The 22,822-nt window shown below is 67.5% G+C and carries 18 protein-coding genes and 1 pseudogene; 8 read left to right on the top strand and 11 right to left on the bottom strand.

Going from position 1 to position 22,822, the window contains the following annotated elements:
• Positions 1 to 2: 2 nt before the first annotated feature.
• Both O3I_RS07645 and O3I_RS42450 read left to right on the top strand, forming a co-directional pair.
• Entirely contained in the window at positions 3 to 974 is a 972-nt protein-coding gene (locus tag O3I_RS07645; RefSeq protein WP_041562475.1) for an ABC transporter permease, read from the top strand.
• Complete coding sequence (locus tag O3I_RS42450; RefSeq protein ID WP_014982328.1) at positions 971 to 3,226, top strand: ATP-binding cassette domain-containing protein; 2,256 nt, start codon at positions 971 to 973, stop codon at positions 3,224 to 3,226. Before O3I_RS07645 ends, O3I_RS42450 begins: the two co-directional genes overlap by 4 nt.
• A 4-nt stretch (positions 3,227 to 3,230) precedes the next feature.
• Here O3I_RS42450 and O3I_RS07655 read toward each other — a convergent pair whose 3' ends face one another.
• Together O3I_RS07655 and O3I_RS07660 are read right to left on the bottom strand one after the other, a co-directional pair.
• On the bottom strand, positions 3,231 to 4,001 hold the full coding sequence (locus tag O3I_RS07655; RefSeq protein ID WP_014982329.1) for a MerR family transcriptional regulator: 771 nt from the start codon (positions 3,999 to 4,001) through the stop codon (positions 3,231 to 3,233).
• Positions 4,002 to 4,035: 34 nt separating this feature from the next.
• Positions 4,036 to 5,169, bottom strand: coding sequence for a serine hydrolase domain-containing protein (locus tag O3I_RS07660; protein WP_014982330.1), 1,134 nt, complete (start codon positions 5,167 to 5,169; stop codon positions 4,036 to 4,038).
• A gap of 176 nt (positions 5,170 to 5,345) precedes the next feature.
• Between O3I_RS07660 and O3I_RS07665 the strand changes: the two genes are divergently transcribed.
• Together O3I_RS07665 and O3I_RS07670 are read left to right on the top strand one after the other, a co-directional pair.
• A complete protein-coding gene (locus tag O3I_RS07665) occupies positions 5,346 to 6,095 on the top strand; it encodes a HEAT repeat domain-containing protein (protein WP_014982331.1) in 750 nt (249 codons plus the stop codon).
• An 85-nt stretch (positions 6,096 to 6,180) separates the two neighbouring features.
• The gene (locus tag O3I_RS07670) at positions 6,181 to 7,332 is read left to right on the top strand and encodes a serine hydrolase domain-containing protein (RefSeq protein ID WP_014982332.1); all 1,152 of its coding nucleotides are present in this window, start codon (positions 6,181 to 6,183) and stop codon (positions 7,330 to 7,332) included.
• A 9-nt stretch (positions 7,333 to 7,341) separates the two neighbouring features.
• Here the strand turns inward: O3I_RS07670 and O3I_RS07675 are convergent, their stop codons facing one another.
• From O3I_RS07675 to O3I_RS07690, 4 genes are all read right to left on the bottom strand, one after another.
• Positions 7,342 to 8,007: a dioxygenase gene (locus O3I_RS07675; RefSeq protein WP_014982333.1), complete on the bottom strand. Its 666-nt coding sequence runs from the start codon at positions 8,005 to 8,007 to the stop codon at positions 7,342 to 7,344.
• A 462-nt stretch (positions 8,008 to 8,469) separates the two neighbouring features.
• Positions 8,470 to 8,811, bottom strand: a complete 342-nt coding sequence (locus O3I_RS07680) for a putative quinol monooxygenase (RefSeq protein ID WP_167829111.1) — start codon at positions 8,809 to 8,811, stop codon at positions 8,470 to 8,472.
• A gap of 23 nt (positions 8,812 to 8,834) precedes the next feature.
• Complete coding sequence (locus tag O3I_RS07685; RefSeq protein WP_014982335.1) at positions 8,835 to 10,595, bottom strand: CocE/NonD family hydrolase; 1,761 nt, start codon at positions 10,593 to 10,595, stop codon at positions 8,835 to 8,837.
• A 53-nt stretch (positions 10,596 to 10,648) separates the two neighbouring features.
• A complete protein-coding gene (locus O3I_RS07690) occupies positions 10,649 to 11,542 on the bottom strand; it encodes an NADP-dependent oxidoreductase (RefSeq protein WP_014982336.1) in 894 nt (297 codons plus the stop codon).
• 201 nt (positions 11,543 to 11,743) lie between these two features.
• Here O3I_RS07690 and O3I_RS07695 point away from each other — a divergent pair, with 201 nt between their 5' ends.
• The 3 genes from O3I_RS07695 to O3I_RS07710 all read left to right on the top strand — a co-directional run bounded on the left by O3I_RS07695 (position 11,744) and on the right by O3I_RS07710 (position 16,212).
• Positions 11,744 to 13,462: a serine/threonine-protein kinase gene (locus O3I_RS07695; RefSeq protein WP_167829112.1), complete on the top strand. Its 1,719-nt coding sequence runs from the start codon at positions 11,744 to 11,746 to the stop codon at positions 13,460 to 13,462.
• 61 nt (positions 13,463 to 13,523) lie between these two features.
• Positions 13,524 to 14,348 carry a hypothetical protein gene (locus O3I_RS07700; protein ID WP_202804918.1) on the top strand — a complete coding sequence of 275 codons (825 nt, stop codon included), beginning with the start codon at positions 13,524 to 13,526 and terminating at the stop codon, positions 14,346 to 14,348.
• A gap of 481 nt (positions 14,349 to 14,829) precedes the next feature.
• Positions 14,830 to 16,212 (top strand): hypothetical protein, encoded by a 1,383-nt coding sequence (locus O3I_RS07710; RefSeq protein WP_014982340.1) that lies wholly within the window; start codon positions 14,830 to 14,832, stop codon positions 16,210 to 16,212.
• Positions 16,213 to 16,338: 126 nt separating this feature from the next.
• Here the strand turns inward: O3I_RS07710 and O3I_RS46210 are convergent, their stop codons facing one another.
• The 3 genes and pseudogenes from O3I_RS46210 to O3I_RS07720 form a co-directional block, all read right to left on the bottom strand.
• Positions 16,339 to 16,836, bottom strand: coding sequence for a YybH family protein (locus tag O3I_RS46210; RefSeq protein ID WP_272944303.1), 498 nt, complete (start codon positions 16,834 to 16,836; stop codon positions 16,339 to 16,341).
• Positions 16,837 to 16,848: 12 nt separating this feature from the next.
• A pseudogene (locus O3I_RS46215) lies at positions 16,849 to 17,235 on the bottom strand (YybH family protein); the annotation flags it as partial.
• A gap of 70 nt (positions 17,236 to 17,305) precedes the next feature.
• Entirely contained in the window at positions 17,306 to 18,391 is a 1,086-nt protein-coding gene (locus O3I_RS07720; protein ID WP_014982342.1) for a sigma-70 family RNA polymerase sigma factor, read from the bottom strand.
• 314 nt (positions 18,392 to 18,705) lie between these two features.
• Between O3I_RS07720 and O3I_RS07725 the strand changes: the two genes are divergently transcribed.
• Entirely contained in the window at positions 18,706 to 20,388 is a 1,683-nt protein-coding gene (locus O3I_RS07725) for a hypothetical protein (RefSeq protein ID WP_148282684.1), read from the top strand.
• On the opposite strand, the gene O3I_RS43635 is transcribed toward O3I_RS07725, so the two are convergent.
• Together O3I_RS43635 and O3I_RS07735 are read right to left on the bottom strand one after the other, a co-directional pair.
• Complete coding sequence (locus O3I_RS43635; protein ID WP_167829113.1) at positions 20,369 to 21,304, bottom strand: helix-turn-helix transcriptional regulator; 936 nt, start codon at positions 21,302 to 21,304, stop codon at positions 20,369 to 20,371. The two genes, O3I_RS07725 and O3I_RS43635, sit on opposite strands and share 20 nt — an antisense overlap.
• A 39-nt stretch (positions 21,305 to 21,343) precedes the next feature.
• Entirely contained in the window at positions 21,344 to 22,786 is a 1,443-nt protein-coding gene (locus tag O3I_RS07735) for a lipase family protein (RefSeq protein WP_237748265.1), read from the bottom strand.
• Positions 22,787 to 22,822 lie beyond the last annotated feature (36 nt).

Below are 22,822 nucleotides of genomic sequence, written 5' to 3' on the forward strand. Positions count from 1 at the left end.
TCGTGCTTCGCTATGTCGCACTTAGAGTTTGCGCGGGCATCGCCGTGCTGCTCGGCGTCGCCCTGATCGTGTTCGGTCTGTTCGAGACGCTGGATTCCGATGCGGCCACCGTCATCCTGTCCCGGGAAGGCGGTGGCGATCCGGCGCCCGCGCAATTGGCCGCGCTGCGTGCCCAATTGGGCCTGGACCGGCCCGCGCCGGTCCGATTCGCGGAGTGGGCGGGCGATTTCGCGCGGGGCGACTTCGGCGATTCGCTGATCTCCGGGCGTCCGGTGCGCGAGGTGCTGCTCGGCAGATTCGCCAACAGCGCGACATTGGCGCTGCTCACCGCGGCGTTGCTGGTGCCACTGGCGATCGGGCTCGGTCTGGCGGCCGGCGCGCGGGCCGGTTCGCGGACCGATCGGGTGATCAGCGTCGCCGCGCTCACCGCGGAGTCGGTGCCGTCGTTCGTGTCCGGTGTGCTGCTGGTGGCGACCGTCTCGCTGACTCTGCATCTGCTACCCGCCGTCTCGCTGCTGCCGACCGGCACCAGCGTCTGGGAGCGACCGGAGATCCTCGTGCTGCCCGTGACCTGTCTGCTGATCGGGTTGTCGCCACACCCGGTGCGCATGGTGCGCGCCCAGACCGCCGAGGTGATGGCCAGTGAGTACATTCTGACCGCGCGGCTCAACGGAATCGGTGGTGCGCGCTTGTTCTTGCGGCACGTCGCGCCCAACGCGGTCTCGGCGTCGATCCATCCCCTGGCCGGTTCGGTGGTCGGGTTGATCGGCGGCGTGGCCGTGGTGGAGACGCTGTTCGTCTATCCGGGCCTGTCGCAGGAGTTGTTGCGCGCCATCTCCGCTCGTGATTTTCCGTTCGTCCAGTCGACGGCCGTCCTGCTGGCGGCCTTCGGCATCGGTGTCTACCTGCTCGCCGACCTGCTCGCGTTGCTGGTGAGTCCGCTTGCGCGGCAACAGATCGTGGCGGGCCGATGAGGCAACTGCGGACGGGGTGGACGGTGATCGCGCTCGCCGTGCTGCTGGTGGCGCTCGCCGGTCCGCTCTGCGCGCCGTACGCACCGACCGCCGCGCACGGCCGGCCGTTCCAGCCGCCGAGCGCGCGCCATCTGCTCGGCACCGACGTGGTCGGGCGCGACGTGCTGTCCCGGGTCCTGCACGGTGGCCTGTCGCTGGTCGCGATCGCCGGGCTGGCGCTGCTCGTCGCCTACAGCCTCGGACTCGGGCTCGGCCTGGTCGCGGGGCTGCGCCGCGGCGCCGACCGCTGGATCATGCGGCCGGTCGACGCGATCGTCGTCGTGCCGTGGTTCCTGCTGCTCGCGGTGCTCGCGACGGCGATCGGCGCGGGGCCCGCCGCGATCGTCGCGGCGACCACCCTGGCGTCGGTGCCGTGGATCATCCGCATCGTGCGCACCGCGGTGCTGGAACTCGCGGGTACCGGCTACGTCGAATCCGCGCGCGCCCGGGGCGAACCCCTGTGGCGGCTCGCACTGGTCGAGGTGCTGCCGAATCTGCGGTCGGTGGTGCTGGCCGATGCGGGTGTACGGATGTCGATGACCATCTCGATGGTCGCGGTGAGCGGGTTCCTCGGGCTCGGGCTGCGCCCGCCCGCAGCGGACTGGGCGTTGATGATCACCGAGAACCGGCCCGGCTTCGGGCGGCAGCCGTGGGCGGTGCTCGCACCGGCGTTACTGATCATGGTGCTCGTGGTGTCGATCAACCTGGTGGTGGATCGTATGCTCGGCGCGCAGCGTGCGCCGCGGGGCAAGGTGGTATCCCCCAGCCGGGCCGGCGCTTCCGGTGTGCGAGTGGATCGGCTCACGGTGTGGGATCGCGCGGATAACCTTTTGCTGCACGATGTTTCGGTTCACTTGCAGACCGGCCGCGGCGTAGCCGTGATCGGCCCGTCCGGCGCGGGCAAGACGACGTTCGCCCGCGCGGTGCTCGGTGCGCTGCCCGCCGGGCTGCGGGCCGAAGGAACGATCGAAGTCGGTGCGGCACAAGGGGAGCGGCGGTCAACCGGATATGTGCCGCAGGACCCGGCGTCCGGTCTCAATCCCTCGTTGCGGATCGGCACCGCGATCCGCGAGATCGCCCGGCTGCACGGCGATTCAGGCGACGGTGTCGGGCAGGCCTTGCGCCGCGTCGGCCTACCGGCGGACCGCCGCTTCCGGCGCCGGTTCCCGCACCAGCTCTCCGGCGGCCAGCAGCAACGGGTGCTGCTGGCGATGGCGCTGCTCGGCGAGCCCGCGCTGCTCGTGCTCGACGAGCCGACCACCGGGCTCGACGCGCAGACCCGTGACGAACTGGTGGCTACGTTGCGCCGGATCAGGCAGGACAGCACGATCACCCTGCTGGTGATCACGCACGAGGTCTCGTCCCTGGCCGAGCTGATCGACGACGTGCTGGAATTCGATCAGGGACGCGTTCGCTCGTTCGCGCCGCTCCGCGATGAAAGACCTTGTTACACAGTGGGTTCACGGTCGCCCACCCGGAACCTCGCGGCCCCTCCGGTGCTGCGCGTCGAGCAGCTGACGGCCGGGCACGGGCACCGCCGGCACTTTCGGGCGGTCGCCGCCGACCTGTCCTTCTCGCTGCAACCCGGCGAATGCCTTGCCCTCAGTGGCCGTTCGGGTGCGGGCAAGACCACCGTGGCCCGCGTGCTCGCCGGCCTGCACCGGCCCGCGCACGGCCTGCTCGAACTCGACGGCGTCCGGTTGGCGCCCGACGTGGATCGGCGGACCACCACGCAGCGGCGCGCGATTCAGCTGGTCTATCAGAACCCCGCGACGTCGCTGAACCCCTACTACCGCATCGGTTTTCAGATCAGCAGGCCGCTGCGCCTGCTGCGCGGGATGACGCCCGAAGCCGCCGCCCGCGAGACCATCCGACTGCTGGAATCCGTTCGGCTCGAACCGAACCTGGCTGCCCGCCGCCCCGGTGAACTGTCCGGTGGGCAGCAACAGCGAGTCGCCATCGCCCGCGCACTCGCCGCCGATCCGAGCATCCTGATCTGCGACGAGATAACCTCCGCCCTGGACGTGCGGGCCCGGGAAACCATCATCGATCTGCTCGACGAATTGCGCCGAGATGGCCTGTCCCTCATCTTGATCAGCCACCAACGCGCCGTGCTCGATCGTCTCGCCGACACCACCCTCGCGCTGACCGCCTCGAGCGCCGCCCCCGATACTCGAGCGGGTTGGTCCTTGTCCGTCGGGAGCCGGACCTGACCCGCTAGCGGTGGGGGATCGGCAGGCCCGCGGCGCGCAGTTCGGCCTCGACCAGCGCGGTGAGGCGGGCCGAGACCGGGGAATCGTGATGGTTGTTGATCAGCTTGTACTGGGTGGCGGCGTTGGTCCAGGCGTTCAAGTCGGTGACTTTCGCGAGCGATGTGGTGTCGGCGAGGTAGTGCTCGACCATGGCGGTGGCGAGTTCTGCGACCCTCGGATCGTCGGGATCCCAGCTCTCCGCGGCCCAGCCGCGTTTGGCCAGGTCGATGTGCCCAGGATCGCTGAATCGGTGTTCGAGTTGGGCCAGGAAACCGTCGAAACCGTTCGGCACCAGGGCCCGCGTCAACACCAGGGCCTCGCGTTGCACGGTCACATAGCCGGGATCGAAACCGAGTTCCGCCATCCGGTCGAGCAGCGCGCAGGCGCGGTCGGGCAGCAGGGCGCGGTCGCCGTCGGCGAGCCGGTGCAGTGTGTCGCGCCGCGCGACCAGGTCCGCGATCCGCTCGTTCAGCAGGCGCTCGGCCTCGGTCAGGGCGGTGGCGAACTGCGCGGCGTCGGCGTCGAGCAGCGGCCCGATCTCGGCCAGCGGGATGCCGGCCGAGGCCAGGGCACGGACCTGGACGAGCCGCAGCAGCTCGTCCGAGCCGTAGCGGCGATAGCCGGAGCTGTCGCGCGCGGGTTCCTCGATCAACCCGTGCTTGTGATAGTGCCGCACGGTTTTGACCGTGACACCGGCGAAGGCCGCCGCCTGCCCGATCGTGACGCCGTTCATCATTCGTCCAGCTTGCCTGCTGCGCGGGCGGGTCGGTCTACTCGGCCTGCTCGCCGCCGAACACCGCCGCGACGAGCCGCTGCATGCCCTGCTGGAACGCGCCGGATAGGGACAGGTCGGCGTCGTCCACCGAATTCAGCGTCGCGGTCAGGGTCTTGCTGCCGTCGAGCGAGCTGTACATCAGTGCTCCGTGGCCGGCGATACCGCCGTTGTGGGTGATGATGGTGCCGCCGCCGTTCGGTGCCTCCTGCACGAAAACGCCCAGGCCGTAACCGAATTCGGGATGCGGGGTGAACATCTGCGCGAGCAGTTCGGCGGGCAGGAGCCGGCCGCCCACCAGTGCGGCGATGAAGGTGTGCAGATCCCGGGTGGTCGAGATCATGTCGCCGCCGCTGGAGATCCAGGACGGATTCTGCCGGGTGACGTCGACCGTGTGTGCCACGCCGGCCGCGTCCTCGTACCGGTAGTAGGCGTGGGCGTGCGGTTCGGCGATCTCCTGCTTGACCGTCGGAGCGACGGTGTCGGTCAATCCCAGCGGTCCCAGGATCAGCCGTTGCATCTCCGCGGCGTAGGGGCGGCCGCTCACCTTTTCGATCAGCAGCCTGGCCAGCACATAGTTGGTGTTGGAGTAGCTCCAGCCCGCGCCCGGCTCGAACCGGGCGGGCTTGGCCAGGGCCAGCTCGACCAGTTCCTCGGGGCGGTAGGTCTTGAACCGGTTCTCCACCCACTCCTGGCCGGACCAGGCGATCCCGCGGACCACCCAGCCGTCGTTCCACGGCACGGCCGATTCGTTCTCGCGTTCGGTGTAGAACTCGCCGGTGAAATTGAAGACCCCGCTGGTGTGCTGCAACACCATGCGCACCGTGATCCGCGAATCCAGCTCGAACTCGGGCAGGTAGCCGGCCAGCGGTGCGTCCAGGTCGATCTTGCCCTCGGCCACCAGTTGCAGCACCACGGTCGCGATGAAAGTCTTTGTGTTGCTGCCGATCCGGACGTGCCCGTCGATCGGCGGCGCGGCCGTCTCGCCCAGCTTGCTCAGCCCCGCGCTCCCGGTCCATTCGCCGCGCTCGTCGTGCACGCGCAGGGTGATTCCCAGAAAGCCCGAATCGACCATGCTCTGGATGGCCTGTTGCAGTTCCGGGCGTTCCAGAACAACGGTATCGGTGGTCATTGGTTACTCCTCGAGCTCTGTTCCGTTCGGCGTATTCCGTGCCGCTGGAACGAGCCTCCACCCTGACCTCGGGTCAACCTCAACAGTGATCTGGCTCACTGTGCCTGGTGCTCGCCGAACCCTTGGACGCTGGAAATCCGATGGCTGAATTGTGGGGAGGTGGTTACCGTTCGGGGGTGGCCTTGTTCGTGCACCTGACACCGGAGAAGAACGTGCGGCGGATTCGCCGGGCGGGCATCAAGGTGCAGGGCGCAGGGGTTTTCTGTGTGCCGGTGCTGCCTTCTTACGTGCTTTCGCATCAGTGGTTGCGGGAGTTGCGGCGGCGGGGGCAGCGGCTGATCGTCGCGGTGCATTTCCGGGTGCCGGACGAGGAACGGGTGTGCGTCGGGCACTACTCGAGTGCTGGTGCGGAAATGACTGCGGCCGAGGCTGTTGCGGTGATCAGGGACGCCGAGGACGCGCGCGGATACCAGGTTGTCGTACCCCGGTCGATCACCGCGGCCGAGCTCCATCGGATTCGGCAGGTACGTCAGGTGACGGGGTGGCGATACCGCCCCGGCGCGCACGGTCGCCGCCCTTGCGCGTGCCCGGCGTGCCTGGGGCGGGGCGAGTACAAGGCGGCCGACCTGCGTCGCCGGTTTCCGGTCGAAGACCCGGAGCGGACGAAACCGCAACTGCTGCACCAGCTGCGGAACGCGGACAACGACGACGACCTGGTCGACGCGCTGTGGGGTTTGAGCCGGCGCAGCCGTGGCGATGTCGGCGATATCGCGCACCTGGTCGAGCACGCCAACCCAGACGTGCGGTACGCGCTCGCGGTGGCATCACGCAGCTATCGGGGCAGCGCGGCCCGTCGGCTGCTGGCGGGTTTGGCTGCGGACCCGGATCCCGAGGTGCGCGAGGTGGCGGTCGGTACCACGGGGTGAGAAGGACGTGGCGCTCCGCTACCTGAGGGGGATCTCGGTGGGTGGATGGCGTGGATAGATTTTCGCGGACTCGGAAGGGGACGCGATGCGATACACGAGAGCGGCTGCGGCGGTGGCTGCGGTCCTGGTGGTCAGTGGCTGTGGCGAAACGACCGGCGCTGACCCACTACAGCGCGATGTCGATGCGATCGTGGCGGTGGGCACCACCGGCGTGCAGGCCAGGATGGTGGACACCGCGGGCGGCCCCGACCGTGTCGCAGTCGGAGGGCGCGCGGATATCGCTGTCGCGGAGCCGGTTTCGCCGGACGGGTACTTCAGGATCGGCAGCTTGACGAAGACGATGGTGGCTACCGTGGTGCTCATGCTGGTCGGGGAAGGACGGCTCGGACTCGACGATACCGTGCAGCGATGGCTACCGGACCTGTTGAACGGCAACGGTTATGACGGCAACCGGATCACTGTGCGGCAACTGCTCCAGCACACCAGCGGTATTCGCGACGCTCCGCTGGAAATGCACACCGCCGAGGACTATCACCGCCTCCGCTACCAGACTCGCACCCCGCAGCAGGTGGTGGCGTCCGCCATGGCACAGGCGCCCGATTTCGCACCGGGCGCCGGCTGGTCGTACTCCAACACCGGCTACGTCCTGTTGGGTCTGATCATCGAACAGGTGACGCAGCGCCCGTGGTACGACGAGGTCGGCACGCGCATCCTCGAACCGCTGGGGCTGCGTGACACCCGGTGGCCCGGCGACCGGCCGACGCTACCTGCCCCACATGCGAAGGGCTATCAGCAATTCGAGGTCGACGGGCCGATGGTCGAGGTCACCGAACTCGTCGACGCCGACGCGTCCGGCGGCTACCTGTCCACCACCGCGGATATCGGTACCTTCTATCGAAAATTGTTGGACGGCAGCCTGTTACGCCCTGCGGAACTTGCACAGATGCGTACCACCGTCCCGGTCGACGGCGCCGCCGCGAAGGCGTGGCCGGGCGCGCGCTACGGGCTCGGACTGTTCTCGGTCCCGTTGTCCTGCGGCGGCACCTACTGGATGCACAACGGCGGCCAGACGGGCTACCTCAGCAACGCCGGTGTGACCGAGAACGGAGCCCGCAGCGTCGTCGTCTCCCTCACCGGCACCCTTGCTGTCGGTGGCGAAGACATCACGCGCAGTGCGGGATTCGCCCAACTGCAGGCGGCCAACGCACTGACCGATCACGCACTCTGCGCGGCCTAGCCGGCGTGGTCAGCGGAAGTTCAGGATGAAGTCGAAGGTGCCCTCCTTCCCGGTGGGCACCGTCCGCACTGTCATCAGCAACCGCCGGTCGAAGATGGAATCGGTGTTGTTGCGGGGTTCGCCGGGGAAATACAGCTGGGTGGTGAGGATCCGCTGGTTGGGCGCCTGCACCTTCACATGGATGTGCCGAGTGCGGCCGGGGTAGAGGCCGGGCACGATGGTCGACAGGCTGAATCGGCCGTTCGCGTCGGTGAACTGATGCCCGCGCCAGTTGTAGCCCGAATTGTCGTAGGCTCCGGCGTTGTCGGCCTGCCAGAAGTCCAGCAGGGCCTGGGCCACCGGACGGCAAGAACGCGTGAACACATAGCCGCTTACCATGAGCCGGGTGCCCGGCGCGCCCGGGAGCACCAGGTCGCTGCGCCGAGGTGAATTCGGTTTGAAATAGGGGCCTTCGGTCTGCGCGATGGTGGCCGCGTCCCCGTCATGGCAGGCCGGGGTGGGCTCGAGGTCGTCCGGCACCGCCTGCGGCGGACTGGCGTTTCCGCTGGTGGCCGTGGTGGCTGCGGTCAGTGCCGCCGCGGCGGGTACCGCCAACAGGCCCATCTGCAGGAGGCGTTTGCGGGTGATCGCCTGGGGGATGTCGGCGTCGTCGTCGGAAAGGGGTCGATCGGTCATGATTGTTCGTCTCCTCGCGGGAATGGATTGCCGAAGTGCGCGGGCTTCGACTCCGGCCGCGCCGACAGCTCTGGTCATTGCGCGCCGCGCAATCCGAGTGCGCGGCGGCGGCTTGGCTGGTGATCAAAGATCTTGTCGGCGAGGGTATTTCAAATTTGAACGCGAGAAGAACGATAAGTCGGTCGCTGTGAAACGGACAAGAAGTGCGGTCTGCGATGTGGGCCGATGGCCCGGAATGAACGACGAAAATTACAGTGCTGCAATGTCTTTGGTTGAGAAGACCCAATTCGCGCCGCGATGTCCCCAGTGCGCCCCAGTTGTCGCGTCGACCACGTGCGGACAACCACCGTAGATCTGCGTCCGTATCACGTTGCAGACTAATTATTTTCGTGCACCACGAACAGGCCGGACGGAATGTCCGCCCGGCCTGGTGAAACGGCTGTCCAGCCGTTGACTAAGACGCTAGATGGTCAGTCGTGCGGCATCGACCGCGCTGACCTCGACCGTCAGCGGGGCGGAGTGCAGTTCGATCGTGCGGGGTGCGGGATCGACGAGATCGAGCAGCCGCGGCAGATACTCGGTGAGCACACCGTTGTCGTGCGCCGCCTGATCGGCGCGCGTGGCGTACTTTTCGATCACGGTGACGCGGAGCGGGTCGGAGTCGGGCTCGACGTAGCAGGCATAGCGTTGCAACCGGGGTTCGGTGTGCAGGACCCGCGGGACCAGTTCGGACAATAAGGCGAGCAGTTCCGCGCCGCGTCCGGCCTTGGCCTGCAGACTGGCGATGACGACGATTTCGGACAACGTGGGCTCCTGTGGGCAGTTGGTCATGCGGCGAGTACCGGCAGGCGCAGCGCGGAGGGTGCGGCCGGGTGGTGGTGGACGGTGTGCTGGGCGGGCACGGCCTCGTCGAGGGTGCCGAACTCGGGCACGGTGCGGGTGTGCAGGTTGCGGCTGAACCGGGGGAAGTCGAACCCGGCGATCTGCACCCGGATGCGGTGGCCGACACCGAACCGGTGTGCCACGTCGTGGAGAGTGACGGTGACGCGGCTGGGTTCCTCGGCATCGAGCCAGTCGGTGTCACCGCCGTCGCGGTAGCGGGCACGTTGCGCACCGTCGGCGACATTGCGGGCGAAACCATCCGGTTCGACGTCGACCAGGGTGACGCACACGTCCGCGTCGGGGGCGCTGCTGGTGAGGAAGGTGACCAGTTCCGGTTGTCCGGCGATCGTCACCTCCTCGGTCAGCGGCTCGCTGGTGTAGACGAGCAGGTCGTCGCGCCGGTCGACGGCGCGCTGGTCCTGGATGCCCTGCGGGGCCGCCGCGGGGTCTCGTTCCAGCAGGACCGCACCGCCGTGGGTCGGGAAGGGATCGTGCGGATCGGCCCTGAAAGTATCCGAAATGGCATCGGCATCAGCACTTTTCGTTCCTGACCGGGTCAATCTCCCGTTGCCGTTCGCGCTGCGGGCATCGCCGCCGGAGCCGAGCGCCCACTCCTCGATGGTCGACGCGGGCGGCCAGGCGGACGCGTGGGCCCAGGTGTCCGAGCCGCCGACGAAGTAGGTCACCCGGCCGGGGCCGGAAAGATACCGGTCGGCGGCCGGGTGGTCCGCGCCGTCACCGCCGCGCAGATGGCGGTCGAAGAACGCGGCGAGCACCGGATTCCAGGTGGGCACACCGGCGCCCGCGTCGGCGAGCACGCGGGCGCCGACCTGCCCGGACGGGGTGTAGGTGCCGAAATGCGTCCAGGGTCCGGCGACGAGGCGGGCGTTCTCGTTGTCGGCGAGTGCGGTGGCCAGCCGGAACTGGGTAGGGCTCGTGAAGTCTTGGTAGCCGGTCACCTGCAGGAACGGGATGGTGACGCGTTCGGGCTCGCTGAGCAGGGTGGGCCGCTGCCAGAACGGGTTGTTGGGCGAGCGCAGCCAGTCGGCCCAGAACGGCGCTACCCGGTCGTCGTCGAGCGGGCCGATACCGGTGAGCGGCAGTCTGCGCACGGTGGCGACCGGGTCGGCCAAGGCTTCGGTCAGTTGCTTGCGCGCCTGTTCCTGTTCGGCCGCGTCCAGCGAGCTGTGGTCGAGACCTTCGAGGCAGAGCACGAGGCCGTAGGTGGTGAGGAAGCCGAGCTCGAACACGCCACCCGGCCGGGCGGTGTGGCGCATATCGGCGGTGGCGACCATGGCGACCGCGGCTTTGAGCCGCGGGTTGCGCGCCGCGACGGCTTGCAGGACGGCCATGCCCAGGTAGGACGAGCCGTAGATCCCGACATTGCCGTCGCTCCAGGATTGCGTTGCGGCCCAATCGATCGCGTCGTACGAGTCGTTGTATTCCTGTGTGATGAAATCGAATTCGCCACCGGACTGGAACCGGCCGCGGGTGTCCTGGACGAGCACCGCGAAGCCCTGTCTGGCGAGCCACAGCGGGTCGGCCACGATTGCGGACACCCGGAAGGAATCCCTCCGGTTGTACGGGGTGCGATGCAGCAGCACCGGCCAGCGGCCCTCCTCGGCCGGGCGGTACAGATCGGCGGTGAGGGTGACGCCGTCTCTGGTCGTCATCTCGACATCGGCGTCGATGCGGGGTCGGTACACGGGTTGTCTCCTTTGAGGTCGACGGGGTGACCGGGGTGGATGCAGTGGGGCGCTCAGACGAGCAGGACCCGGCGGCCACGGGTGTGCCCGGCTTGGCTGTCGGTGTGGGCGGTCGCGGCGTCCTCAAGTGAATACGACTGGGCAACGGGGATATACAGCTTTTCGCGGGAGATGAGGTCGACGGTCTCGGCGAGTGCTTCGGACATGCTGCCGCCCACACCGGCGAATCGGATGCCGAGCATCGGCGCCTCGAGGTCGGCGATCGTGACGACCTTGTCCGGGTTTCCGGTCAGGTCGAGCAGCCCCCGGATGACACCTGCACCGTTCAGGTCCAGCGCGGCGTCGACGGGGCCGAGTTCGCGGACCCGCTCGACCCAGCCGTCGCCATAGGTGGTGGCCAGGGCGCCGAGGCTGCGCACGTAATCCAGATTCGCGGCCCCGGCGGTGCCGATCACCTTGATGCCGCGTTCCCGGGCGATCTGCAACACCGCGGAACCGACGCCGCCGGCCGCGCCGCTGACCAGCAGCGTTTGCCCGGGCCGAACGTCGACCAGACGAAGGATGCGCAATGCGGTCTCGACCACGGACGGGTATCCGGCCGCCTCGGCGAAGGTGAGATTGCGAGGTATCCGGGCCCACGACGACAGCACGGCGAACTCGGCGTAGGTGCTCGCACCGCGGCCGAGCACGTACGCGCCGACCTCGATATCGGTCACACCCGCGCCGACCTCGTCCACCACGCCCGCGGCGTCCTGGCCGATGCCCGTCGGCAGTTCGATCGGGCGGATCCGCCGGAACTGGCCCTCCCGGACCCGCCAATCGTGCGGATTCACGCCTGCCGCTCGCACGGCGATGCGTATCTGACCTGCGCCCGGATGGGGTTCGGGCACTTCGGTCAGCTCCAGGACTTCGGGACCGCCGTACTCGGCGAAGCGGACTGCTCTCATACCCAGAACATAGCGCTAACAGTTAGTGTTTCGCAATGGGTAGTATTTAGACACCGATGTTGGTTTAGATCTGATAGCGCTACAGGTCGAGGTGGTCGCGCGCACGGCATGGGCGCCCCCGCCGCCGAATCCGGGACGAATTTCTGTTGCGGCTCGTTCGGGTCGAGTCATTCTGGGAGGGCTACACTTTCGCTGCGGGACGTGAGCCGAATCGAGGACGGGCGCATGGCGAGCGACGGTGACCGCATCGCGGATCGTTACACGTTGCGGGAAATGTTCACGTTGGGTGGCGAAGGGCTGGTCTGGCGGGCCACCGACGAGGTACTCGGCCGGGACGTGGTGCTCAAATGTCCACGGGTCGGCGATACGGCGGGTGTGCAGGCACTGCGGGTCGCGGCGCGTAACGCCGCGGTCCTGCGGCATCCGAATATCGTCGGCGTGCTCGATATCTTCGAGTGCGACGGCGTGCTGTGGTTGGTCACCGAATATGTCCCGGGCGCTTCGCTCGCCGAAAATGTGCGCAGGCAAGGGAAAATGGGGATCTCCCAGACCGTGGCCGTCGGCGCGCAGGTCGCGAGTGCGCTCGCGCACTGCCACGGCAACGGCATCCTGCATTGTGATGTCTCGCCGGAGAACATCATCCTCACCCCCGACGGCGACGCCAGGCTCACCGATTTCGGCAGTTCGCTGGACCTGCGCGCGGCAGGCACCGGCGAGAACCCGAAAGCCGATGCCGCGCGCGGAAAGTGGCGTTATGCCGCGCCCGAGCTCGGCGAAGGTGGGCTCCCGGGCCCCAAGGCGGATGTGTACGCGCTAGCCGCGTCCTTGCTCGCGGTGTCGGGCCCGCGGCGCGGGGCCGGTGCGCTCGACGCGGTGCTGACCCGGTTGACGCTGTCGAATCCGAGCCTGCGTCCCACCGCCGCCGCGGCCGCCGACGCGTTCGCGCGGCTGGAACAGGCGCCACGCGATTTGGATCGCACTCTGCTGCGCCGGGTGGTGCTCGGTGCGGCTTTGCTGTGTGCGGTAGCGCTGACCGTCGCGGCCGGGGTGGCCATGCCCGCCGACGGGCCCGCCGACCCGCTCGGTGATCCACGGACCGCGGACCCCTGCGCACTGCTGGACCCGGCGGTGCTCGCGGAGTTCGGGCGCATCGACATGGCCACGGACGAAGGCAATTTCGATACCTGTGATCTGCGGGTCCGGCTGCCCGGCGAGGACTTCCATCCCGAGGTCGGCCGGGTCCGGCTGACCTTGTCCGAAGCCCCGCCGCCCGAGCAGAACTCACAGACCACGGTGACCAGGGTCGGTAACCTCGCCATTGTGTCCGAGCGGCCCGGAAGCACCAGATGCATTCGGGCGCTGATACTTTCGGACGCAGCGACGGTCGAGATCCTCGGTCAGCGCAAACCCGGTGGGCCGGATCCGTGCGCGCTGGCCGACGCGGTGACCGCCCACGTGCGGGAGCTGGTGGAACGCGGGCCGATTCCGCGACGGTCGGGGGAGTTCCCCACCGACTCGCTCGCCCGCCACGACGCCTGCGCGCAACTGGATGTGTCGACGCTCAGCAAGGTACCGGGACTGGACGCGCTGCGTCCGGTCCGCGGCTTCGGCAACTGGTCCTGTCGCTGGAACAGCACCATCGATAGCCACGTAACGGTGCGCTATGACCGTGACCCGCCGAAGACCGCCGAGGACGGGCAACCCCTCGTGCTCGCCGGGCTGCCCAGCTTCCGGCGCACCGGAGCGACCAGCACCGACGAGTGCACCGTACAGATCCAATACCGGGACTTCACCGGGGTTTCCGGGGACGAACTCGCCGAGATCGCCGTCGTCCAGTTCGGTGGCGCGCCGACGCCGGAGTTGCGGTGCGCGACCGCTACCGAACTCGCCACCACCGTCGCCGCCAGTCTGGTCCGGTGAACGTGCGGACCGGTCCGGCGGCCGTCGTGCGAGGCTCGAACACCGAGTCGAGGAGGCCGAAGTGGCGCAGCAAGCAGGGCAGCGGAAGCGAAACGGGCTGACCGCGTTGGCCACGTCCACGCAGGGACTGGCAGGCGGGGTAGGTGGCGTGCCGCCGGGCACCATTTCGGTCCAGTCGACGGTCGGTGGGGTGAGCGGCCGTCCCGAGCAGGGCAACGTCATCGAGTTCGGCCGGAACCTGCGGCAGGTCGACGTCGGGGTAGGACCGGATGATCTGCGGATCAGCCGAGTGCACGGGACGCTCACCTATCACCGGGCCGGTTGGGAACTCAGCAATACCGGCACCGTGCCCATCCGGCTGCCGGAAGCCCGGCTGTTGTTTCCGCGAGAGGAGCCGTTCCCGCTCTACACCGGCTACACCCCGATGTTCATCCGCGGATCGCATCAGCGTGAGCATCTGCTGGAGGTCTACGTGACCGGCGACGACGGTGATGTGCGCGCACCCCGGCACGAGCATGTCACCGACGTGGCGCCGCCGTGGCCGCTGCGACCGGAGGAGAAACTGGTGCTGGTCGCGCTCGGGCAGTCGTATCTGTTCCACGAGCGCTGGCCGCAGCCGTGGACCTGGAAGGAAACCGCCACACTGCTGGCCACGGTGCAGCCCGAGGCGGGGTGGACCGACCGGGTGGTCGCCGAGTTGGTCGGCCGGGTCCGGGCCAAGCTCTCGGATGAGAAGTACGCGCGGGCCTGTGGACGGCTGCCGGTCCCCGGTCTGACCAGGGACCAGCTGACCGAGCCGATCGGGAACATGCTGAACCACAACCTGATTCAAGAGCTGATCCAGTCGTCGACGCTCGTGCCACGGGATCTCGACCTGCTCGACTAGCTACGGCCGCGCCGGTGCCGCGACAGCAGCGTATTGCGCTGTCGCGCACTTTGCCGTGCGAAATCCGTTCTTGCTCAGCGCATTCTGCTCCGGACCGGTCCGGGGGTCCGCGCGCGAACATCTGATCGCGGAGTTCAACGGAACCGCCGCATCAGACACCGAATCGAAGGGGAATTCTCATGGCACACAACAACATCCGCTATGCCGCTGGGGCGGTGGCACTTGTGGGCGCTGCGCTGTGGTCGGCTGCTGTACCGGCTACCGCCATCGCACAATCGGACGATCCGTCCACACTGATGCCGAACGCATCGCGAGTCGAGGCGCGCACCATCGTCGGCCAGGTCGCGTCCGGGTCGGCGGGTCGTTACCAGCTGCCCGATCCGGGGCCCTACCCGAACCGTGAGGAATGCGAGCGGGCGCGCGCGAAGTATTACGACCCTTCGCAATTGGAGTGTGTCCCCGTGCGAACCGGTCACTGATCATGCCTGCCACGGGGCGGCCGGACCGGATCTGGGTCGCGATCGGCAACGCCTCGCTGCTCGGGATCGGCTACTTGATGGTGCGGCGCCGGCGGTCGGCCCTTGTCACGACGGCCGTGACGGTCGGTGTGGTTGTCGTGCAATCGGTATTCGTGCGCGCGGTGTGGCTCGATCTCGTCGTGTTGCTGTGGTGGGCAGCGCTGATCGTGCACGGCGGCCGCGTGGCGGGGACCGTCGCCGAACCCGCGGGAGGGGTGCGGGTTCGGCGTGTGGTCGCGCTCGCCCTGGCACTCCTGGTGGTCAGTGCTGTCGCGGTGCTGCGGATGGAGACCGCGCACATCGATCGCCAGGTCGCCGAAGCCAGGCGCGGCGGCGATTGCGTGCAGGGTCGCATTGCCGCCGCTCGGCTGTGGCTCGGCGACCGGGTAGCGGCCGCGCCCCGTGCCGCGAGCATCGAACGCACCGATCGAGCATGCGCGCTCCTGCGCGGTACCGCGGACGAGTTCAGCATGGCACTGACGGGTGACACCGTTTCCCTGGCAGGAGGATTCGCGCTGCTGGACACTGTGCTGACGGAGTTGCCCGGCCACCAGGCGATGGCGCGGCGAACTCTCGACGATCTGCTCGGGCGGCTGCCCGACGGCAGCGAGGATTGTGCGGCCGCCGCTGTCACCGATTGGCTCGGAGAGCATCCCTTCGACGACGAGGTCCGTCGGCGCGCCACCGACGCGGTGCCCACCATCGCCCCCTGGGCGGTATTCGGCTGCGCCGGGAACCTGATGGCGGTCGACAACTGGGCCGGCGCCCGGGACCGCTACCAGCAACTGCTCGACCAGTATCCGCGCCACGCGCTGGTCGATCAGGCAAAAGCGGGACTGCTCAGGGCCGTTCAGGCGATCGAACTTGCGATGGTGCGCGGACTGTTGCAGCCGCCGACACCGGGCGCACAGCCCGCGTACTGCCGCACACCCCAGCCGTACAGCGCCGCAGCCCCGTACCGCGGCGCAAACCCCAACCGCGCCTTACTGTTCGGGAACGACTACGACACCGCCGCGTTCCCGGCCGAGTGGCGTGCCGGCGACGCCGCGGACGCGGTGCTCGTGCTCTGCGCCGGACCGACCGAATTCGGCGATGTCGTCGAAACATGCACTTACCGTTCAGAACTCACCCACCGTCTGTCGGATGTGCCGTTCCACAAGAAGGCGATTCCGTTGCGCGTCTTCGAGGTGCGCACCGGGCGGCCGGTGCTCGATACCCGCATCCAGATCGCCGGCGCGACCTGCCCGCCCACACTGTTCTCGGCCGCTGACCATGTCGGTGCGAAGTACGTCGAGTCCGCCGACGCCGACGTGCGCGCCGCCTTCGACGCCGTGATCAATCCCTGACCGAAAGGTGAATCGTGAAAATTCTTCGCATGGTCGCGATGTTGCTCGCCCTCCCGACAGCGCTGCTCGCCTGCGGTGCCTCGACCGTCACCCTCACGCCGCGCTGAGGAACGTGGGTCGTCGGCCTCAGCGATTGCCGTCCTGGTCGTGGGGACTCGCGCTGTGGGCGAGGTCGGTCTTGGCGGCACCGGTGGCCGGGTCGTAGGGGAAGGAGACGTGTTGATGGGTCAGCTGCCAGACGCCTTGTCTGCGTTGGAAAATGCGGGTTCCGCGTGACCAGCTCTCGGTGGCGGGCGCGTCGGTGGGCGTGACCCGCATATGGTTGAGGCCCCATGCGACGGCGAGGTCGCCGTCGACCACGATCTGCAGATCTGGAACATTCCACGTGACGGTGCCGTCGGCGGAAGCGTCGAGCCCGGCCTGGCAGACCTCGCGAACGGCTCGGACACCGACGTATTGCAGCGGCTGTTCATGTTCGTAGGAGACGACATCGTCGGCGATGGGCGCCATGAGACCGTCGATGTCCTTCGCCGCGGTGCTGTCGAACCAGGTTTGGTGAAGTTCACGCAGGTCCTGCTCTGCGGCGACGTCGGCCTCCTCGGTCTCGGGGGCACCTGCTCCGATCGAGTCGTCGAGCGGGAAGGAATGGTGCTCGTGGGCGACCACCCATCGACCGTCCTGCTTGCGCAGGCCGAGCGTCAACCGCAGGCGGTTTTCGGGATTTCGGAGAAAGTTCTGCTCGGTTCCGCACCGCAGCAGGGCATAAGCGAAGGCGACGTCGTCACCGGCGGTGACGTCGAGTGACTCGATTTCGAAGGCGGCGCCTTGGGCCTGCCACTGGAAGAACGGCGGCCAGGTATCGCGGTAGGCGTCGAGGCCGCGCACGCCCTGCTGCGGTGGCGGCACGTCGAACATCACGATGTCCTCGGCATGGTCGGCGAGGACTGCGGTGAGGTCTCCGTTGTGCACCGACTCGGCCCAATGCTCGATCAGTGTGCGGATCTGCTTCTCGTCTGTGGACATGGTGTGCTCGGTCCTTTCGGGTTGTGGTGTCAGCACTACAACCCGGGCCGTCCGGCAAACTCATCGCCGTTTACAGATCTCTTTCTCGCAGTTGTGTCGGCAGGCCGAAGGACGGGAAGTCGGCGTCGAGGAACGAGACCACCTCTGCCACACGCCGATCGCGCATCAGCAATAGATCCAGGCCGGCCGGGACGTATGCGCCCTGTTCCGTCTCCCACCGGTACGTACCGAACGCGATCTGCCCGTTCGCCCGCACCGGCCGGAACCGCCAGCGATGCCGCAAGGCGGTATCGACCAGGAACTCGCGTACCCCGTCGTGCCCCTTGTACCAGATGCTCAGCGGCGGCATCGAGTAGCGGACGTCGTCGGTCAGCATCGTCACGATCGTGTCCACGTCGCCCGCCTCCCACGCGAGCATGTACTTCTTCGCCAGGTCCCGCTGGGCGGCCTCGCCCAAGGCGTCGAGCGTCCGGTACTGCGTGGTGGCCGGTAGCAGGTCGGCCTGCACCTTGCGTGCCCGTTGCAACGCACTGTTCACTGCGGGCACCGTGGTGTCGAGCAGCGCGGCGACCTCGGCGGCCGCGAAACCGAGCACATCGCGTAGTAGGAGGACAGCTCGTTGTAGCGCGGACAGATGCTGCAGTGCGGCGACAAACGCCAGCTCCATACTTTCGCGCGCGATCACTCGAGCTTCCGGACTCAACTGTGCGGTCCAGCCCATCAGCTGATCCGGGAACGGCTCCAGCCATGTCGCCTCGGCCGTCGGGGTCGCCCCCACCGCAAAATCGGTGGGCAGCTCGCGCCTTCCGCGACGCTCGATGATCGTCAGCGACCGGTTCGTCGCGATCTTGTACAACCACGGCCGGATCGACCCTCGATCCTCGAAACTGCTCAGGTTGCGCCATGCGCGATCCAGGGTGTCCTGGACCGCGTCCTCGGCATCATGAACAGATCCCAGCATTCGATAGCAGTGGGCACGCAACTCATCGCGAAACGGCCCGACCAACCGTCCGAAAGCATCGCCGTCACCCGAACGCGCTGCCATCAAAAGCCCTGTGGCAGCGGGCTCGCCCGGTTCATGTGCATTGCGCACACGGTCGGAGGGATCGCCCATGATCGCCACGCTACGCTGAACGACGTCGGAATTCACCGGCATCGCCGCGGCCGCCGCTGCGTCCGCGCATTTGCGCGGCAGTATGTCCGTCGCGGGTGCTCTTGGTCAGGGTGCTCGAATTCTCTTGTGGTGCCGCCAGTTCGGACGCTTCTCGAATTCTGTTGCGGGAGCCCGTCGGAACCTTGATTTCGGGTAGCCCTTGCAGTTGAACAACGCATTCTGGAAAACACTAGTGATTTGCCAGTAGTTCGGCCGCGGGCACCGCTGGAAGGCTCCTCCGCATGGACAGTGTGGTTTGGTCGGCGGCGTGCCGACGGGGGGCCATCGCCCTCGTGGCATCCGCGGTGGTGGCATCGATGACACAGGCCGGGGTGGCGGCGGCCGACCCGGAGCCGGTGACTGCGGCGAGCGATCGGCAGGAACAGGTACTGTCGACGCGGGACGGGGTCGTGACGTCGTATGTCAGTTATCTGCTGCCGTTGCCCGCGGACGCGCCCGCGCATCCGGCGGCCTGCGATCGGGTCGGATATCTGCGGTATCGGTCCGTGGACGGGCCGGCCGATTCGGCGGACGCGGCGCATATCGCGATCCAGGAGCAGGGACTCGGGGGTGGTGCGCAGAACTCCGACAGCGTCGCGTTCAATACCGTGCATTCGGCGCGGGCCATGGGGCAGCAGATCGAATTCTGGGCGCTGGGACGGCGTAGCGCGTGCCTCGACGAGACCGAGGGTTTCGACTACGCGCTGCGCAGCGGCGACTACCTCGACGCGGTCGACTACTACTTCAACGGAAAACCGTTGGACGGCAAGGTGTTCCCGGGAATCAAGACCTCTGCCGAACTGCCGGTGCTCGATTTCATGGGTCTCGAACGCGTGGTGCGGGACCAGTACGAGGTGATGCTGGCGGAGGTGCCGGAGCAGGCCGAGCGGCAGCGGCGGTTCGTCTGCACCGGAATCTCGTTGGGCGGCTTGGTGACCGGCTTCTTCGCCGACTGGGACTTCGACGGGCGGCCCGGCGCGGATCAATGCGCGGCCTTTGCCGCGCAGGACTCGATCATCTCCTCCGATCCGGTCGCCATCCAGAACACCCCGCTGCTGCACGACATCACCAATGCCCTCGTCTCTCCGGCGGAGACAGTGGTGCAGAACGGATTTCGGGCAGGACTACTGCCGCGTACGTTCGGCCCGTTGCCGGTGATCGGCACCAAGGGGTTCCTGTTGCTGCGGCTGGCGGGCTTGGCCGCGCATCTGGATCCCGACGGGGAGAGCAGGCTGCTCGCGCACATCCCGCACGACCCGGAGATGGACACGACGCTCAACTACCTGTTCGCCCGCAGCTGGAGTGCCTTCGCCACCAACGGCGCCGACGGCACCGGCACCATGCGCGACTACCGGTTCACCAATTCCGCCTTACTCGGTGTGTTGATCGACAACAACTCGTCCAACTTCACGCTCTTCCAGCAGGGTCTGGGTGCGCTGGCCGGCGGGCCGGTGGAGGAGAAGACCTTCCCGAATCCCGGCTCCGTCACGCAGATCCCGCTGCTCGGCAACTACCTCAGGATGGGCGCGGGCCCGCAGACGCGCGTCGCGCCGACCGACCGCGGCGCGCTCTACACCTGGCGCAATTACGACGACGTCATCGGCGTCGGGTACACCGCCCCCGCCCACGAGACTGCCGACACCCGTGATGCCGCAAGGCAACTCGCGATGGGATCGCCGTATGCGTACTGGGAGACCTACTTTCCGCTGCGCGTGGTGGTTGATATCGGTGCGGGCTACGGCGGTGCGCGCAGCGGCGAGCTGAACGGACTGCGCTACCACGGCATGAGCCGCACCAAACCCAATTACGCCGCCTTCGCACAGGACAGCGTTGTGCAAGCCGCGGTCGGTGCGCTCTTTCCGACGCCGCCGTCGTCGACGGTCGTAACACTGCCCGGCTACAACCACGTCGACACCATCGGCGCCGCCGCGGTGCAGAACGACGGAAGCCCGGACTACAGCGGAGAAACTCTGGCGCGCTTCATCCGGACGCTCGGCTAGGTGAGTTGCCGGTCGAACGCTCGGATCTCGCCCAGGCCGCGTGTATTTCGGCCGCGGTGGTTTCGTAGAGCCCTGCCAGATGTTCGGCTCGTTCGTCGGACAGTCGGGTCTTGCCACGTTCGATCTGAGCGAAGGCGTCGGTGCGCATGCCCAACGTCCAGGCGACCTGTGACTGGATCAAGCCTGCCAGCCAGCGGAATTCGGCGAGGGTTCGAGTGTGGGCGGGGAAGTCGAGAATCTCGTCCATCCTGACCTCGAGCGCGACCGCCACTCGGTGCAAGAGGTGGACCTGCGGCCGGCTGCCGCCGGTACACCAGCCGTAGATCGTGGTCGCCCCGACGCCGCTGTGCCGGGCGAGTTCGGCGATCGAGAAGCCCTCCCGGCGTCGAATCGCGTCGAAGCGTGCGGCGTCGAAGCCGCGCAGGATGTGCCCGTTCATTGCAGAAACTTCTCGATCGTGAGGTCGCTGTTGCGAATCGCTTGCGGCTTCGGAGATTTGGAGCAGTGCGGCGAGGGTGGACAGGCGTTTGATGGCGTCGCTGGACAACGCGGCCGAGGTGCGGACCAGCCGACGTAGCGCCGTATCGGACAGTTTCGCGGCGAGCGTTTCGTTCCAGTGGCTGGAACCCAGCTCGGGGCCTTCGGTGAAATAGTCGTCCTCGACTTCGAAAAACGTTGCCAGCGTTGCGATGACCTTCGCGGAGGGTTCGGTGCGGATACCCCTGCGCAGTTGCGATAGATAGGGCGAAGAGATGCGGCAGCCGCGTCGGTCGAGTTCTCGGCGGAGTTGTTCATTGCTCAGTGTTTTGGTGTGCTGTTGTTGCCATCGGTCGATCAGGGCGTTGAGCTTCGCCGCGAACCCCCCGGGCGATGCGCGGTTCGGGGTCGGCTCGTAGCGCTCGGGCGCTGGTTGCATCGTCGGCTCCTTCAACAGACCCATGGCCTCTCTGCGGAGTCAGCGGCCGGGTGTGCGTCCGACTTGTTGTCCGGTGAGCAGTCCGGCCAGGGCGGGCCATTTCTGGACGAGCAAGTCGACGACGTCGCCCTCGGCGAGGGTGCTGAATTGTTTGTTGGTCCGGCAGCCGGGTTGGGCGGGGCGGTCTTCGAGGCGGTCGACGACGAAGTTGTAGGCGCGAGGGATCCAGGTGAGCAGTCCGGAAATGTGTTCGGCGAAGTATTCGCTGTCGTAGGTGATGGATTGGCCGGGATCGTCGCAGTACCAGTCGATCAGGCGGTCGGTGCCTGCGTAGGGGATCAGCTCGTCGCTTTGCGCGTGGTAGACGTACATCGGCACGGTGGGTCGTTGCTTGCCCAGCGCGTTGTCGTTGATCGCGTCGACGATGGCGGGTTCGGCCAGGATGCCGCCGGGCTCGGGCCCGGTGTAGCCGCCGAGGTAGTTCCAGAACGGGAAAGTGGCCGAGCCGTAAGGGCTGTGGCACAGGAGGCTTTTCACGGTCATGGTGAATCGGGTGAACCAGTCGGTCCTGGTCTCCAGGACCTGTTTCACGCCGGGGTATTCGGTGGCGAAGCCGGAGAAGGCGCCACCGATCAGTCCGGCGCCGATGTTGAAGTTGTTCTGGCGGATGACCGCGGGCAAGTCGGCCATGGCGACACCGCCGAGGCCGATGCCCACGATATTCAGTTCCGGGGCATAGTCTTTGGCGTGTTCGGTGAGCCAGCCGGTGGGGATGGAGCCGCCCGAGTAGCCGAGTGCGGCGATGCGCGTGTCATTCCCGGCGGACAGCTCCAAGGGGGTGAACTTTATCGCCGCGCGCATGGCGTCCAGGGTTGCCTGCCCGCCGATGACGGCGGCGCCGAAGGCCGAGTTCGGCCCTTGGTAGTCGGGCATGGACAGGGCGTAGCCGTTCGATACCGCTTCCAGGACAGCGAGATTCGCTTCGCCCATGTTCACGAAGTCGGAGAAGATCGGGATGCTGCCCTGCTGGATCCCGTAGGACGGCGCGCAGTACATCGCGGTGGAGTCTTCGGCCACCTGGTAGGACAACAGCTTTCGCCCGCCTTCGGGAGCGGGCCCGCGCGGCTTGATCAAGGTGGTCACGGTGGCGATGGCTCGGCCGTGGCTGTCGTTGGTCCGATACAGCACCTGCCAGGCGTCCACGTTCATCGGGATCACGTTCAACGCGGCCGGAGTGATCAAGCGCGCCTTCAGGATATCCCCGGGTGCGGCGGCCTCGACAGCAGTCGCCGGCGCCCGATAGAACGGATCTAGTTCGGGGGGCAGCACTGCGACCGGCAACGGATCGATCGGCACCTCGGTTCTGATCCCCGGCGCAGCCGCGGCCATCCCGCCGGTCAGTTGCACCGCCAATACCGTTATGGCGGAAAGCAATACCGCCCGAATCCAGTGCCGTTGCCACCCCGTTGTGGATACCCGCATTCGCTTCCTCGCTCTCGGAGACAACCTCTGGTGCGG

This window comes from Nocardia brasiliensis ATCC 700358, assembly GCF_000250675.2.
GTDB lineage: Bacteria > Actinomycetota > Actinomycetes > Mycobacteriales > Mycobacteriaceae > Nocardia > Nocardia brasiliensis_B.